The organism is Halodesulfovibrio marinisediminis DSM 17456 (assembly GCF_900129975.1).
GTDB classification, from domain to species: Bacteria; Desulfobacterota; Desulfovibrionia; order Desulfovibrionales; family Desulfovibrionaceae; genus Halodesulfovibrio; species Halodesulfovibrio marinisediminis.
Map to the genome: position 1 here is coordinate 631,026 of NZ_FSRG01000005.1, position 14,329 is coordinate 645,354.

Here is a 14,329-nt window from a genome sequence, read left to right on the forward strand (position 1 = left end):
GGGGCACAGCCTGTGTTTTGCCCAATTAGGACATCTTGAAACGATTATGGTTCGATAATATCGAGCCAGTGTCCAACCTTTATTTTTTCGCCGTTGCGTACTGGTGCTGTGCCACGAAGCTGAAGAGTACAACCACTGCAACCGGTAATAACAAGATAGGAGCATTCAACTCCGCCGCACAAGTCCTGCCCTTCTTCCTCTTCGTCATTGTCGTAGAGGTCACACAGGCAGGTGCCCACTGGCTTGCTGTAGCACGGAATGTAGTCTTCCTTTTTAGGTGGCTTCTGCAATAAGTTTTCCCAGCAACGGTTGGCAACGGTACGGGTAAGTTTGCGGTTGCCAAGCTGGGCAATGCCGCCCATACCACAGCATGATGCAGTATCTGGCGCACTGATTTCCTCGTAGAGAACTTCTTTCAGCCATGCATAGTCTGCATCTTTGCCATGCCAATGACATGGTTGGTGGTATCTGATGAGAAGATGGGCAGGGGCATCAACAGTAAATAGAGAATCACCCCATAACGTGGAAAGAGGACGTAGTGCTTTTTTCCATGCTTCTTTTTCGCCTTCAGCCCAGTCCAATGAGTCATCGTTGGCATATTCAGCAAGTCCAAGATAGCAGGTTGCGCAGAAGGTTACGATGAGAGGACGTTCTGCTACACGCCATGCTCGAAGGTTCTGCATACGGCTTTTGTGCGCTGCATCCGGAATACCGGCGTGGTCGAGTGTGAGACCGCAGCAGGTAAGGCCTTTTGTTTGAAGAAGCTGGTAGCCAAGATTTTTCAGAATGGATTCACTTTTGCGTTTCCAGTTCTTTTGTACACGACTAGCGGTGCAGCCAGAGAACAGGAGTACACGCTGTTCTTTGGCAAGTTCTTTGTCGTATCGGGCAACAGTAACGTACTCAGGAATATCTTTTGGAGACTGCATTGCCTGAATAGACTGAACGAAGCGGGTGGCCTCGTTTTTGCCTTTGGAGTCCGGAGCAGCTTTACTCAGGGTGGAAAGCATAGGCCAGAGCACGTTGCCTTGATTTACCCAACGCTTCCAGACCCACTGGCGCCATCCGGAGTGAGCGGCGCGCATGTTCGCAAGCTGGCGAGGGAAGTTGAGCCCTTGCGGGCAGGTTTGAGCACATTTTCCGCAGGATAGGCACATTTCTGCAAGCTTGTTGCAATCTGTGAGATTAAGCTTCTGCTTGTTCTCTTTTAGAGCGACAATGGTGCGTTGCTTGGCTTTTGGTGTAAGCTCTTCTCGCTGTGTAGTAAGGAACACAGGGCATACAGAAGCACATTTTCCGCAGAGGATGCATTTTGCTTCACGCTCTTTTTGGGCAGGGGCGTTGGCTTCAGGATGGGTATTTTTAGTATTCTCGTGTGTCATTGTCCTGTCCCCTAAAACGCTTTGCCCGGGTTCATGATGGAATGTGGATCAAAAATGTGCTTGATCTGTTTCATAAGAGAGCGCTCAGTTTCACTGAGCTGCAGGTGAACATATGGCGCTTTTACTAACCCAACGCCGTGCTCGCCGGAAAGAGTTCCTCGTAAGGAGAGAATAAAGTTCGAAATTTCTTTTTTAGCTCTTTTTGCTCGGGCCAACTCGTCATGGTCTGAAGCATCGTGCATGATATTGACGTGAATATTGCCGTCGCCCACATGACCAAAAGTCAGAATTGTAAGGCTGTGTTTATTGGCAATCTGACGGATGCCTGTCACAGCTTCCAGAAGTTTACCGCGTGGGACAGTGACGTCGTCAGAATATTTATCTGGTGCTACCTTGAAGGACGCAGGGTTAATGGAACGTCGAACATCCCAAAGTGGTTCTTCCTCTTCTTTTCCAATGCCTGTGGTAGACCAGAGGACGTTACACGCTTTGAATATAGCCCCTGCTTTTTCCAAGTCTGCTTCCAAACCTTGATGTGATCCGTCGAAGCGGAGAAGTAAGGACGCGGTAACGGTGGAAGGCCACGGAACAGCTCCGGCATCCTGCAATGCTGTCAGGACTTCAGGTCCCATAAACTCGAGAGCTGCTGGAAGCATGCCGGCCTTAAACATAACTTTGATGGCATGCAACGCTTCTTCAAGGTTAGCGAATCCAGCAAGGATCGATGCCGTGGATTCTGGCTTTGGAATAAGCTTCAGCGTAATTTCTGTCATGAAGGCAAGGGTGCCTTCACTGCCGGTCAGCAGACGAAGCAGGTCGAGTCCTACAACGTTCTTGTGGTTACGCCCGCCACAGGTGATGGTTTTGCCACCCGGCAGAACAGCTTTGCAGCCTAATACCCACTCACGGGTAACACCGTATTTAAGCGCACGCATACCACCTGCACAAGTGGCAACGTTACCGCCGATTGTAGATATTCCTAAACTCGCAGGGTCAGGTGGGTAGAACAGCTTCTCCTGCTCAACTCGTTTTTGCAGGTCGCCAGTAATGACCCCCGGCTGAACCCGCGCTATAAAGTCGTCTGAGTCTACTTCTAGGATGGAATTCATCTTCAGCGTTGAAACAACAATCCCCGGCTTTTGTGGCACGCACAGACCTACAACGTTTGTTGCACGGGCGCGTGGGTACAATGGAATGCGTTCCTTATGTGCCCAGCGCATAAGCTCGATAATTTGCTCTTCTGTTTCAGGGCGCACAACGGCAAGGGGAGTGCCTTCAAGACGGCTTGCATCCGCTTCGAATACAACCATTTCTTCCGGTGTCAGCAGGCAGTCTGTTTTTGGGAAAAGATCCTGTAAAAATCTACGATGTGGAAGAGAAAGCAGCGACATACATTTATCCTGAACTTGTTTGGAGAATATTCCATTAGGCGTATTCATTAAACAAGTTTTGCTCGCAAATAAAGTTGTTGGAGAATTTAGGGAGACCTTTTTCAAAACTGGCTTTTAGAGAGTGTAAGTTGCTATAACAAATTGGTTCTCTACCAGCGTAGGTATCCTGTTGGCAAAACGCTGTTGAAGGCTATGCATTCTACAATAGAATATGCCGGAAAGAACGCACGAGTGCGTTGTTTCCGGCATAGAAAAGATAGAATTATTGGCCCATCATTTGGCGCGCAAGATCGCGGGCAGCATCGCGCTGCTTAATAGTTTCACGTTGGTCGTGCAGCTTTTTACCACGGCACAGACCGATTTCCAGCTTAATGCGGGAGCCTTTGAAATAAAGTTTCAATGGCACAACAGTAAGGCCCTTTTGTTCCACCTTGCTCATCCACATTTCGATTTCACGACGGTGAAGCAGAAGTTTACGGTCGCCATCTGGATCGTGCTTTGAGTAGCCGGCATTTTCGTACGGAGCAATGTGCAAGCCTACAAGCCATGCTTCACCGTCTTTGTAGTTGATGTAGCTGTCTTTAAAGGCCACTTGCCCAGCGCGCAGTGATTTTACTTCAGTACCCTGCAGCACAATGCCTGCTTCTTGTGTATCAAGCACTTCGTAGTAACGGCGTGCTTTTTTATTGACGGCAATAGAGCTGCCGCCACTTTTCTTTTTTTTCTTTTTGCTCATTACGGTTCCGTTATATCATCCTGCTCAATGAGTGATGCGAAGAATGAAAGTTCTTCTGGGAAGCGTTTGAAGATACGCTTGCGAACTTTGGTATTAATTCTGGATACGGTAGCGTGTGTAAGCACGTCACCTAACAGATTAATGCACTCTTCCATATCAATCTGGCGGATTATGCGTTTAATTCCCGGAATAGCTTGCGGCGCAATGGAAATTCCGTCAACCCTCATCCCCATCAAAATTGGGACACAATAAGGGTCTGATGCTACTTCACCACATACGGACGCCTCGATGCCTTCTTTATGTGCGGCATCAATGACGTATTTAATAGACCGTACAATGGCCGGATGCAGCGGCTGGTACAGATAGGAAACATGTTTGTTTGTTCTATCGATACCCAGTGAATATTGAATAAGGTCGTTTGTGCCGATGGAGAAGAAATCTACTTCACGGGCTAGGGTGTCTGCAATCATTACTGCACTAGGCAGTTCGATCATAATGCCTACTGGAATATCCGGATTGTAGGCAATGCCTTCGGCATCAAGTTCGCTTTTAACAGAGTTAAGTACAAAACGTGCCTGACGCAACTCTTTTAAGCCACTGATCATAGGGAACATGATGGATACGTTGCCATGCACGGATGCGCGCAGCATGGCTCGCAGTTGCATGCGGAACATTTCCTGATATCGCAGACAGAATCGGATGCCGCGTAAGCCTAGAGCAGGGTTGGCTTCTTCAAGCTTTGCCTGTTCCTCAAGAAGCTTGTCTGCGCCTACGTCCAGCGTACGCAGAATCACTTTGCCCGGTGAAAGTTGTTCTGCCAGTGTTGCGTATTCTTCATACAGCGTTTCTTCGTCCGGCATGTTGTTCTTGTTAAAGAACGCATACTCGGTACGGTAGAGCCCTACTCCTTCACCGCCATTGTCTTTTACCTGCACCAGTTCTTCAGAAAGTTCGATATTGGCGCATACTTCAAGACGGTATCCATCAACCGTTTCAGCCGGAAGATGGCATTGTTTTACAATGGCTTTCTGGTAATCTTCAAATTGGTATTTCCTGTCACCGTAGTGGGCAAGTTCTTCTTCACTTGGGTCAATGAAGATAAGTCCCTTGAGAGCGTCGATGATGACAAGGTCTCCATCCCTGATAGATTCCTCAAGGTCTCCAACGCCTACAATGGCAGGGATTTGCAGTGAGCGGGCAAGAATTCCTGTATGAGATGTTTTGCCACCTTCTGCAGTGGCAAATGACATAATTCTGCTGATTTCAAGCTCAATGGTATCTGCCGGTGTGAGATCATGCGCCATGAGCACGCGGCGACCTGCCGGTAAATCTGCTGGCTTCGGGGTGCCTATGAGCGCCTGCATAATCTTATCACCAACAACGCGTACGTCCTGCATGCGCTCGCGAATGTATGGGTCATCAATGGCACTGAACGCCTTTGCGATGGTGTTGATGGAGCGTTCCAGCGCCCATTCAGCAGTGATGGCACGTTCAGCAATGTTTTTTGCTGCAGACTTGATGAGTTTCGGGTCCTGACAAATCATCAAATGGGAGTCGATAATGGCTCCGTGTTCCTTTAATTCTTCAGGAACACGTGCGCGCGCATCCATGAAACCTTTACGTACCTCTTCAACAGCATTGTGAAGGCGCTGGGTTTCAACGGCCACCAGATGGTGTGGAATGGTTTCGCGCGGAATGCGGCGTTCTCTCTGACGGTTAACAAAGTATGCCTTGCCGATAGATATACCTGCAGAAACAGGAATGCCGCGAAGAATTTTACGAGCCACTATTTTTCCCCTTCGAACTTGTCACGAAAAAGTTGACTGATCTGTTCAAGGGCTTCACTGGCATCGGAGCCGGAAGCTTTGATGCAAATTTCTGTACCTTGCGGTGCTGCAAGGGAAAGGATGTCCAGAATGGACTTAGCGTCTGCTCTTTGATCTGCCAAACAAAGAGCAATGTCAGCTTGAAATGATTGTGCAAGTTGAGCCACTTTGCCAGCCGGACGTGCGTGTAGGCCTAGCTCATTTTTTACGCAAACAATTAGTTCTAAGCTGTTATTTTCACCTGTAGATTCCATTGGTTGTTAAATCCTCTAAATGGGGGAAAGTGGAATAACTTTGCTAATCCACGGTAATATAAAAAACATGAGAAAGAGTAAAAGATATACCAGTAATACGCGTGATAAATGAAGTCTTCCCACAACAAAACTTGCGCTTAGTAGAGCTCCTGCAATAAGCGTCCACTCAGGAATGCTGTGGGTTCCCGGCCAGAAAAGATAGAGCATAAAAACGAGGATAAAGGAGTTCGCGATCTTAATATGCTCGCCCCAGTTGATAAGATCCCAGTTTTTAAGGCGGGTAATCATTTTCAGTCCGTCTCTGATTCCGAAAACAAAAGTGAAGAATTTGAAGACCTGCAAGGCTGCAAAAAGTAGCAGCGTCCATGTCAGGGCTAGATAATCAAATCCTGCAACAAGCATGCAGACTGTGGATAGTGCCCACATGGAAAGCAAGCTGCCTCCAAAAAAGGAGTCACCGATTGCTGACAGAGTGTAGGTTGTTGTTTCCTTAACTGAGCTGAGCATTTTTTCCGGCAGGTTGCCGCGTGCTATATGTGACTCAATGGAAAGAAACACGCCTACTAAAAGAGGTGTCCAGAAGGGGTGTGTATTGTACAACTCCAGATAACGGCTTCTGGCTTTACGCAGTTCCTCTGGATCTTTGTAAAGTTCCCGCAGTCCCGGTTCCATAGTAAACACTAAGCCTGTGTTTTGCAGGCCGCGAGTGTTGAATCCTGTACCTACAAGGTAAGTACGGAGAAAACAGGTTATAAGAGTGCGGGCAGTAAGCATGAGTAATCCTGAGCGTACAACAGGTTGGGATTAATTGTCCTGCATGAACTGATACACGGCTTTTACTGTCCAGCCAGAAGCTTCTTCCTTTACACGGCGGGCAATCTCTTTCGGCTTGCCGCCAAGCTCAGTCTCTTCAGCAATAAGTTTTCGCAGTTCTGCTTCGCTTGTTTTACCGCTGGATTCTGGAGGACCGATAACAACTGTTATTTCGCCTAATAAATCTTCTGGTATTTCATCGTAGTTTTCCAGCCGACCTAAGATAAACTCCTCGTGGAGCTTGGTCAATTCTCGAGCAACACAGAGTTCCCGAGGACCAAGGATTTCAAAAGCGGTTTTAAGCGTTGCTGCTAAACGGTTTTTGCGTTCAAAGAACACAAGCGTGGAGCGCAGAGCAGAAAATTCTTCAAAAAGTTTTTTCTGGTCACTGGTTTTGCGAGGGGGAAAACCGATGAAAGTGAATGGCTGAGGGGCGATTCCGCTACCTGCAAGTGCAGTAAGCGGGGCACTTGGGCCGGGAACAACGGAAACCCTAATGCTCTGTTCTCGGGCAAGTTTAACAAGACGGTAGCCGGGATCAGAAAAAAGCGGCATGCCTGCGTCAGAAACAACAGCAAAGACCTGACCTTCTTTCATCGCAGCAATAATACCGGGGGCTTTCGCTTCCTCATTATGGTCGTGAAAGCTTACCAATTTTTTGACGGTAACACCTGTAGATTTTAAAAGTAGGCCAGTACGGCGGGTGTCTTCCGCAAGAACTATATCAACTGCTTCAAGCACTTCGCGTGCTCTAGGAGAAAGGTCACCATGGTTGCCAAGTGGTGTTGCCACCACCCATAAGCAGGGAGAGTTCGAAGGCATCTTGTATGTGCTCCACCTGATACTCGGTGCCGGTTTTGGTCACAGCGAGGAGATCAAATCGGCAGGGGGTATCCCAAAGATTGTTCTGTGAAATATATAGCTGTGCAGCTTTGCATAGCTTTTTTATTTTGGGCGTGGTCAAGGCTGTGAGTGCCGTGCCCATGCCGGAGCAGGAGCGAGTTTTTACTTCAGCAAAAATAACAACGTCACCTTTTGTGCAGACAATATCCAGTTCAAGCTGCTTTGCGCGCCAGTTGCGGGATATAATGGAGTAGCCGTGTGCAACGAGGTGTTCAGTTGCGGCGTCTTCACCAGCTGTGCCTGTTGTAAGGTGGTGTGCTACCATAGCGAGTTTTGTTCCTGCTTTGGTGGTTCAGGCTTTACCTTTGCAAACGTGAGCCTGTGCATTCTGCATGGGCCATTTGCGGCAATGGCTTCAATATGTGCTTTTGTGCCATAGCCTTTGTGTCCTGCAAAGCCATATCCACTGTATCGTTTGTCGAGTTTGACCATAAGGTCGTCACGGAAGGTCTTTGCAAGAATTGATGCTGCAGAAATAGCCTGAATTTTTAAGTCTCCCTTTACAATGCATTGCTGGTCGATGTTGCCTACAATTTCTTTCGGGATTGTGGCGTTGCCGTCAATAGCCAGCAGGACAGGAGTAACTTTTAGGCATTGTACTGCCCTATGCATTGCATGAAAGGTGGACTGCAAAATATTAATACGATCAATTTCCTGTGGCCAAGCTACGCCGATTCCCCATGCAAGAGCTTTTTCTTTAATTTGGGGATACAGAGCCTGTCTACGTTTTTCGGTAAGCTTTTTAGAGTCCGTAAGACCTTCGATAGGATTGGACGGATCAAGAATACAGGCTCCTGCTACTACAGGACCCGCAAGACAGCCTCGACCTGCTTCGTCAATACCGGCGAAGGGGGTTGCCCAATTTGCTTCTTCAGACGAAGCCGTGAAAAGCGTAAGCGTATTCTGGTTCATAATCGTACCGTTATATTACAGTATACAGGGTAGCATGTGTTGGACAGAGAATATAGCGTTTGTTGACCGCAAAAAAGGGAGCTGGCATTGCCAACTCCCTTTGTAACCAAATCGATGAAGTCCTGAGACTACCAGCGGTTTTTCGGCTTGATACGAGCAGCTTTACCTTTGAGGTTACGGAGGTAGTAAAGGCGGCTACGACGTACGCGGCCTTCCTGAACGAGTTCAACACGCTCGATGGAAGGGGAGTGCATAGGGAATACACGCTCAACGCCAACACCGTCAGAAATTTTACGTACGGTGAAAGTTGCGTTGGTGGTACCTTTGCTGATGCGAATTACTGCACCCTGGAATACCTGGATACGTTCTTTTTCGCCTTCGATAATACGCATGTGAACTTTTACAGTGTCACCAGCATTAAACTCAGGGATATCCATGCGAAGCTGTTCGCGTTCGATTTTTTCAATAATAGTCATGTTAAAAGCCTTTCTTCGCAGCACGAGGCTGCGTTAAAAAATTACGATACGGTTTAGCCTATAAGGCATCACCTAATATCCGGTCAATTATGATAGCAGCTGCGGTTCTTACGGATAAGTGATTATAACCATCCAAGTATCTTACAGGACGCAGAGTTCTGTCACACATATCCAGAACCTGCGGCGCAAGACCGTGAGCTGTACCAAAAAGGAGCAGTATCGGTCGGTCCACCATTACGTCACGAAGTTGTTCGTAATGCATGTCGCCAGCCCCTCTGGCACTCGTCGCAACCAGTAGAGGGCGTTGGCCGGTACGCTCTATAATATCCTCTATCGCTTCCTCGACATAGCGGACACCCTTGATAATTTGCAGGGCTTCCCCTCTGTCAGGGTTAGCTGTTGTTCCCGCGCCTGTAACCCAGTGCTTGAGAATATCTGCAAGCATCTGCTGTTGGTCTTCAATAGGCGTTGAAATATAGTACCCACCGAGACCATAGGTGCATGAACAGCGGGCTATATCGTGAATATCGAGGTTTGTCAAAGAAACTGCAACAGATTTATTTTCTTTATTGACAACTGGATAGTGTACCAATGCGCAATAAAGATTTCGTCCGATGCGTTCTCTGTCTTCATTCTTCAAAATTTCCAAGTCATTAGCGTCGAGTGGGGCGTTATGAAGAATGTCGGGTCTTTCATGCAGGGTTAGTTTTAAGGCTTGTTCCTTACGCCACTCTGCAATGCGCTTATGATCACCTGAACGTAAAACTTCCGGTACGGTTAACCCCTCATACTCGACAGGGCGAGTATAGTGGGGGTACTCGAGCAGTCCAGAGGAAAAGCTTTCCTCTTCGCCGGAATCTTCATGTCCCATGTAACCCGGAACAAGACGGGCAGTGGCTTCGATTATTGAAAGAGCGGCTGTTTCTCCACCATTAAGAACGTAGTCTCCGATGGAAACTGGTTCAATGTCGAAAAGCTCTTCTAAGCGTGCATCAAAGCCTTCGTACCGTCCGCAAATAATAGTGATATCTTCTTTCTTGGAAAGCTCTTTAGCCATGGACTGGGTAAAAGGCTTTCCTTTAGGCGCCATCATGAGGATGCGCCCTGGCTTTTTGATATTGCGCAGTGTTTGTACAAGCGGATCAAGCATCATGACCATACCAGGGCCGCCACCATAAGGGCGGTCGTCGACGGTTTGATGTCTGTCCGTTGCAAATGCACGCGGGTTGTGAAAATCAAAAGCGACAAGACCGGAGTCCGACGCTTTTTTCATAAGCCCACATGTAAGCGCAGAGTCAAAAAACTCTGGAAAGAGGCTAACAATGTTAAACTGCATAATGGCGCTACTTCTCGCTTAAGTACAGTTCCAGTAAGCCGGGAGGCGGCGCTATGGTAACAGTTTCATTTTCAATGTCGATGTTGCTGACAAATTCTTCTGTAGCAGGGAAGAGTACTTCTTTCTTGTCTTCAGTTGTAATAACCCAGACTTCTGCACCGAGGTTGAATTGGAATGCTGTGATGCGGCCAACAAGTGTGCCGTCTTCAAGCACTACATTCATTCCTTCAAGCTGGTGGAGGTACACTTCTTCTTCAGTGAGTTCCGGCAAATCAGCATCGGGAACCAAAACCTTCACATTGCGTAATTCTTCTGCACAGTTTCGGTCGCGGCAACTTTCAAGCGTAAGTAATTCCTGCCCCTTGTGAGGGCGGGAAGAGATAACCTTGTGTTCAACAGGTTTACTTTTGCCTTTTTGAAGCCAGACTGAGCCTTTCAACAGAAAAGGGGAGTCTGCGAAGTAATTAACGCAGACTTCCCCCCGCAATCCGTGTGGCTTGACTATCAATCCAATTTCAATGAAATGAGTTTCAGTCATGTGCCCTTAGGACGTTCTATTCAAGAATTTCCAGAACGGAACGTTTCTTGGCTTTTGTGGAGGCGGCGCCGAGGATGGTGCGCATTGCGCGAGCAGTGCGTCCCTGTTTGCCGATTACCTTGCCAAGGTCTTCTTTTGCAACCTTGAGTTCCAGAACAGATGTCTGTTCACCTTCAACTTCGGTAACGATAACTTCGTCAGGGTTGTCCACCAGTGACTTAGCGATGTACTCAACTAGATCTTTCAACACGACTCACCTCCACTCGTTGTTCAGCATGATATCAATATTAACTATCGATGACCTGCTGAGAGAAAGCTGTCAATAGAAAAAGCTACTTAGCTTTTTTGATAAGACCACGAACGGTTGGAGTAGGCTCAGCGCCTTCTGCAAGCCATTTCTCGATCTTTTCCATGTCGAGCTTGATTTCAGCTGGTTCAACCATAGGGTTGTAGTAACCGAGGTATTCAAGAGGACGTCCGTCGCGACGGCTCAGGTTGTTAGCTGCCACAACGCGGTAAAATGCACGCTTCTTGTTGCCCATACGGGTCAGTCTCAACTTAACGGCCATATTGTTGTTCTCCCATTATATTTTGTAATCATATGGTTTTTTTTTAAGAAAGCAATACTGACATTGTTGAGTCAGCGTATTTCTTTATTCAGGAGCGTAATTATTTTTTCTTACGACCCTGTTTTTTCTTTTTCTTTTCTTTTTTGCGTGCGTCGCGCTTTTTCTGGAGTTCTTTTTTTGTTGGGCCGGAGGAATCATCCATGCCCATACCAGGTAAGCCGCCCATGCCCGGGAGACCGCCCATACCAGGTAAGCCACCCATGCCGCCAAGAGCATTCATATCAGGCAGTTCGCCGCCACCTAAACCGCCCATGCCAGGAAGTTTAGGGAATTTGCCTTTTTTGCCCTTGCCGCCGCCCATCATCTGTTTCATCATCTGACGCATTTGCGTAAAACTTTTGATAAGGTCGTTAACGTCTTTGAGTTTAAGACCACAACCTTTAGCAATACGCTCTTTACGACTCTGGTTGATGAGCTGTGGATTACGACGCTCCTGATTCGTCATTGAGTTGATAATAGCCTCAACGCGATTCAGTTCGCTATCCGGCACATTAAGATCGCCCAATTTGTTTTTGAGCGCGCCCATGCCCGGAATCATTTTCAAGATGCTGTCCAGTGAACCGATTTTTTTCATGCGGCGCATTTGGGTACGGAAATCTTCGAAGTCGAATTCCGCTTTCTGCATCTTACGAGCCATTTCTTCGGCTTCTTTTTCGCTTACTTCAGCTTGCGCTTTTTCAACGAGCGTAAGCACGTCGCCCATTCCAAGGATACGACCTGCAATACGGTCCGGATGGAAAATTTCCATCTCAGAAAGTTTTTCACCCATACCGACAAATTTAACGGACTTGCCAGTAACGGATTTAATGGAAAGCGCAGCACCACCACGTGCGTCACCATCCATTTTGGTGAGTACTACACCAGAAATTTCAAGCTGTTCGTTAAAGGATTCTGCAACGGTTACGGCATCCTGACCGGTCATTGCGTCCGCAACGAACAAGATCTCCTGTGGAGAAACGTTGCCTTTGATCGTAGCAAGTTCTTCCATCAACTGCTCGTCAATATGAAGACGACCAGCGGTATCGATCAATACTACATCGTACCCTTGCTCTTTTGCTTCATCAAGAGCGGCGGATGCGATGTCTACCGGATTCATGTCCGGAGTGGACTGATACGCAGGAATACCCAGCTGTTTTGCCAGTGTGTGTAACTGGTCAATCGCAGCAGGGCGGTAAACGTCAGCCGGAACAAGGAACGGCTTTTTGTTTTGCTTGCGCAACAGGTTGGCGAGCTTTGCAGAAGAGGTAGTTTTACCGGAACCCTGCAAGCCGACCATCATAACGACTGCCGGTTTTGCACCAGCGAGATCCAGCTCAGTGGTGTCACCACCAAGCAGGTCTACAAGCTCGTCGTGTACTATCTTGATTACCTGCTGTGCAGGGTCGACACCTTTCAGTACATCCTGGCCAAGACATTTTTCGCCAACACGTGCGATAAATTCTTTAACAACTTTAAAGTTAACGTCTGCTTCGAGCAGCGCAAGGCGCACTTCTCTCAGGCCAGCCTGTACATTTTCTTCGTTCAAGGTCTTTTGACCACTGAACTTTTCAAATACACCGTTTAATCTGTCAGATAAGGTCTCAAACATCAGCACTCCGCAAGATAGACATAAGAGATGGTTCGTTAAGTGAGATTACGAAATAAGTCAAGTTTAGAATAGCAGATGACTAAGCACCTCAACCGGCAAGCGAGGTGTACTGCATTTCATAATGAAAGGAAAGTGGGCATTTCAGGATAGATATGTGCTGCCGGTTAGCAAAGATAAATAGTGTATTGTTTTTGTCGGTTATTAAAATGAGAGTTTTGATGTTGTAAGCATAATTTATAACCTGATGCTCAATCGATCCTTTAGTCTTGTTCAACATGTTATAATATCAAATAAATAGCATGGAGAATAAATATAGTTTGAATTCGTAGATTCATTTTAATTGAGCGAAAGGATTCTTATTGAAATATGTCTACATTTCGTATTGCCTCTCTTATTCATCGTTTTTTATTGCAAAAGTCAGAGAGTGAAGATGGACAGACAACATCTGCAGCCAGTGGTGAAGACAGCCAGCAGATTAATTTAGCTTCTGAAGAAGGGCATGAAGATGATGAGCAGTCATCTTTGCTTTTTATCGGAAATAATTCAGATGATTCTCTGAGCGTTGCTGGCGATTATTCGTTTCTTTTACCCCAAAGTGAACATCTGTTGGGAGCGTTTCCTTCTGAAGAAGACCCGCCGACATTTTTTACTCTAGAAGCAACATGGGACTCTCCAGAATGTATTATGGACGATTCCTCATTTGCACTAAATGTTGCAGCGCAATCTGGTCCTTTCGTTTTTTTTGCGGAACAAGTTGTCAGCAGCTTGAGTCGGCATTCTTCATTCCTCTCTGTTAGTGATGGAGAGATAGATAGTGAATCCCCAACGCTTAGTCTTGTGCCCCAAAATCATTATCATCCAGATTCTGATTCCTCACCTTTTTCTTTGTCGGATTTGTTTTCTCAGCCGACAGATAATTTTTTTGTTGAAGTGTCTTCTGAATCAGATTTTGAGAGTGTACAGCACCCTGAAGTCGTACTGCGTATGGATATAGTAGAAGAAGTGCTTAGTGGAGAGGTCCTGACTACCGACAATGATGCTTCGATATATTTTTATGATGGTGAACCGATAGAAATAGGTGTTCCTGTAGTGTTGGAGCCGACTGGAGATAGGTTCACCGGCCATACTTCAGGAGGTGGTGATAGGCCTGTGCATATTTTTCCCCCTAAGGGGCAAGCCATTGCATTAGCAGATGAATATGGAAAGAACGTCGTTCTAAGGCTTGACGCCGGAAGAGGAGATGAAGACCTTGTTCTTGATCTTGCTAAGTTTCATCCGGAAGATATTATTTTGGTAACTAAATTTGAGCTTGGGCGTGACACTTTGAGCATTAAGTCTCTCTTGGGTGCAGAAACTGTAGAGACATTGTGGGATAACGCTCCTACCGATTGCGTTGGCAAGGAGGGGGAGGCGATACTTGGTTTCTCTGTCGATCGCGATAAAGGTGAAGAGTGTACAGTAGCCTTTGTCGGATTGACCCATGAAGACTATATGGAGTTTTTATCGGCTGCTATGCATAAGGTCACTTAATTTTAATAGCTGGGT

The 14,329-nt window shown here is 46.9% G+C and carries 16 protein-coding genes; 1 reads left to right on the forward strand and 15 read right to left on the reverse strand.

The window, feature by feature from the left end:
• Nucleotides 1-44: 44 nt before the first annotated feature.
• The 15 genes from BUR09_RS10700 to ffh form a co-directional block, all read right to left on the reverse strand.
• On the reverse strand, nucleotides 45-1,382 hold the full coding sequence (locus tag BUR09_RS10700; RefSeq protein WP_074216923.1) for a (Fe-S)-binding protein: 1,338 nt from the start codon (nucleotides 1,380-1,382) through the stop codon (nucleotides 45-47).
• An 11-nt stretch (nucleotides 1,383-1,393) separates the two neighbouring features.
• Nucleotides 1,394-2,773, reverse strand: coding sequence for an FAD-binding oxidoreductase (locus tag BUR09_RS10705; RefSeq protein WP_074216924.1), 1,380 nt, complete (start codon nucleotides 2,771-2,773; stop codon nucleotides 1,394-1,396).
• 262 nt (nucleotides 2,774-3,035) lie between these two features.
• Complete coding sequence (smpB, locus tag BUR09_RS10710; protein WP_074216925.1) at nucleotides 3,036-3,509, reverse strand: SsrA-binding protein SmpB; 474 nt, start codon at nucleotides 3,507-3,509, stop codon at nucleotides 3,036-3,038.
• Nucleotides 3,509-5,296 (reverse strand): phosphoenolpyruvate--protein phosphotransferase, encoded by a 1,788-nt coding sequence (ptsP, locus tag BUR09_RS10715; RefSeq protein ID WP_074216926.1) that lies wholly within the window; start codon nucleotides 5,294-5,296, stop codon nucleotides 3,509-3,511. Before ptsP ends, smpB begins: the two co-directional genes overlap by 1 nt.
• Nucleotides 5,296-5,589, reverse strand: a complete 294-nt coding sequence (locus BUR09_RS10720) for an HPr family phosphocarrier protein (protein ID WP_074216927.1) — start codon at nucleotides 5,587-5,589, stop codon at nucleotides 5,296-5,298. The genes ptsP and BUR09_RS10720 overlap by 1 nt, the downstream gene beginning before the upstream one ends.
• Before the next feature lie 15 nt (nucleotides 5,590-5,604).
• Entirely contained in the window at nucleotides 5,605-6,363 is a 759-nt protein-coding gene (locus BUR09_RS10725) for a PTS system mannose/fructose/sorbose family transporter subunit IID (RefSeq protein WP_074216928.1), read from the reverse strand.
• A gap of 30 nt (nucleotides 6,364-6,393) precedes the next feature.
• The gene (gene rsmI / locus BUR09_RS10730; RefSeq protein WP_074216929.1) at nucleotides 6,394-7,224 is read right to left on the reverse strand and encodes a 16S rRNA (cytidine(1402)-2'-O)-methyltransferase; all 831 of its coding nucleotides are present in this window, start codon (nucleotides 7,222-7,224) and stop codon (nucleotides 6,394-6,396) included.
• Nucleotides 7,166-7,570, reverse strand: a complete 405-nt coding sequence (locus tag BUR09_RS10735) for a YraN family protein (protein ID WP_074216930.1) — start codon at nucleotides 7,568-7,570, stop codon at nucleotides 7,166-7,168. Before BUR09_RS10735 ends, rsmI begins: the two co-directional genes overlap by 59 nt.
• Entirely contained in the window at nucleotides 7,564-8,217 is a 654-nt protein-coding gene (locus BUR09_RS10740) for a ribonuclease HII (protein ID WP_139296815.1), read from the reverse strand. Before BUR09_RS10740 ends, BUR09_RS10735 begins: the two co-directional genes overlap by 7 nt.
• A gap of 128 nt (nucleotides 8,218-8,345) precedes the next feature.
• Nucleotides 8,346-8,693: a 50S ribosomal protein L19 gene (gene rplS / locus BUR09_RS10745; RefSeq protein WP_074216931.1), complete on the reverse strand. Its 348-nt coding sequence runs from the start codon at nucleotides 8,691-8,693 to the stop codon at nucleotides 8,346-8,348.
• A 58-nt stretch (nucleotides 8,694-8,751) separates the two neighbouring features.
• On the reverse strand, nucleotides 8,752-10,029 hold the full coding sequence (gene trmD, locus BUR09_RS10750) for a tRNA (guanosine(37)-N1)-methyltransferase TrmD (RefSeq protein WP_074216932.1): 1,278 nt from the start codon (nucleotides 10,027-10,029) through the stop codon (nucleotides 8,752-8,754).
• Between the two features lie 7 nt (nucleotides 10,030-10,036).
• The gene (gene rimM / locus BUR09_RS10755) at nucleotides 10,037-10,567 is read right to left on the reverse strand and encodes a ribosome maturation factor RimM (protein ID WP_074216933.1); all 531 of its coding nucleotides are present in this window, start codon (nucleotides 10,565-10,567) and stop codon (nucleotides 10,037-10,039) included.
• Between the two features lie 16 nt (nucleotides 10,568-10,583).
• A complete protein-coding gene (locus tag BUR09_RS10760) occupies nucleotides 10,584-10,817 on the reverse strand; it encodes a KH domain-containing protein (protein ID WP_066852339.1) in 234 nt (77 codons plus the stop codon).
• A gap of 82 nt (nucleotides 10,818-10,899) precedes the next feature.
• On the reverse strand, nucleotides 10,900-11,136 hold the full coding sequence (gene rpsP / locus BUR09_RS10765) for a 30S ribosomal protein S16 (protein WP_066852338.1): 237 nt from the start codon (nucleotides 11,134-11,136) through the stop codon (nucleotides 10,900-10,902).
• Nucleotides 11,137-11,236: 100 nt separating this feature from the next.
• Nucleotides 11,237-12,784 carry a signal recognition particle protein gene (ffh, locus tag BUR09_RS10770; RefSeq protein ID WP_074216934.1) on the reverse strand — a complete coding sequence of 516 codons (1,548 nt, stop codon included), beginning with the start codon at nucleotides 12,782-12,784 and terminating at the stop codon, nucleotides 11,237-11,239.
• Nucleotides 12,785-13,150: 366 nt separating this feature from the next.
• Between ffh and BUR09_RS10775 the strand changes: the two genes are divergently transcribed.
• Complete coding sequence (locus BUR09_RS10775; protein ID WP_074216935.1) at nucleotides 13,151-14,314, forward strand: hypothetical protein; 1,164 nt, start codon at nucleotides 13,151-13,153, stop codon at nucleotides 14,312-14,314.
• Nucleotides 14,315-14,329 lie beyond the last annotated feature (15 nt).

Excerpts from the sequence above, each read along its gene's own strand:
- rsmI (WP_074216929.1), bottom strand. The coding sequence starts at position 7,224 with ATGCCTTCGAACTCTCCCTGCTTATGGGTGGTGGCAACACCACTTGGC.
- ffh (WP_074216934.1), bottom strand. The coding sequence starts at position 12,784 with ATGTTTGAGACCTTATCTGACAGATTAAACGGTGTATTTGAAAAGTTC.
- BUR09_RS10740 (WP_139296815.1), bottom strand. The coding sequence starts at position 8,217 with ATGAACCAGAATACGCTTACGCTTTTCACGGCTTCGTCTGAAGAAGCA.
- rimM (WP_074216933.1), bottom strand. The coding sequence starts at position 10,567 with ATGACTGAAACTCATTTCATTGAAATTGGATTGATAGTCAAGCCACAC.
- trmD (WP_074216932.1), bottom strand. The coding sequence starts at position 10,029 with ATGCAGTTTAACATTGTTAGCCTCTTTCCAGAGTTTTTTGACTCTGCG.
- smpB (WP_074216925.1), bottom strand. The coding sequence starts at position 3,509 with ATGAGCAAAAAGAAAAAAAAGAAAAGTGGCGGCAGCTCTATTGCCGTC.
- BUR09_RS10700 (WP_074216923.1), bottom strand. The coding sequence starts at position 1,382 with ATGACACACGAGAATACTAAAAATACCCATCCTGAAGCCAACGCCCCT.
- BUR09_RS10705 (WP_074216924.1), bottom strand. The coding sequence starts at position 2,773 with ATGTCGCTGCTTTCTCTTCCACATCGTAGATTTTTACAGGATCTTTTC.
- rplS (WP_074216931.1), bottom strand. The coding sequence starts at position 8,693 with ATGACTATTATTGAAAAAATCGAACGCGAACAGCTTCGCATGGATATC.
- BUR09_RS10775 (WP_074216935.1), top strand. The coding sequence starts at position 13,151 with ATGTCTACATTTCGTATTGCCTCTCTTATTCATCGTTTTTTATTGCAA.
- BUR09_RS10735 (WP_074216930.1), bottom strand. The coding sequence starts at position 7,570 with ATGGTAGCACACCACCTTACAACAGGCACAGCTGGTGAAGACGCCGCA.
- rpsP (WP_066852338.1), bottom strand. The coding sequence starts at position 11,136 with ATGGCCGTTAAGTTGAGACTGACCCGTATGGGCAACAAGAAGCGTGCA.
- BUR09_RS10725 (WP_074216928.1), bottom strand. The coding sequence starts at position 6,363 with ATGCTTACTGCCCGCACTCTTATAACCTGTTTTCTCCGTACTTACCTT.
- BUR09_RS10720 (WP_074216927.1), bottom strand. The coding sequence starts at position 5,589 with ATGGAATCTACAGGTGAAAATAACAGCTTAGAACTAATTGTTTGCGTA.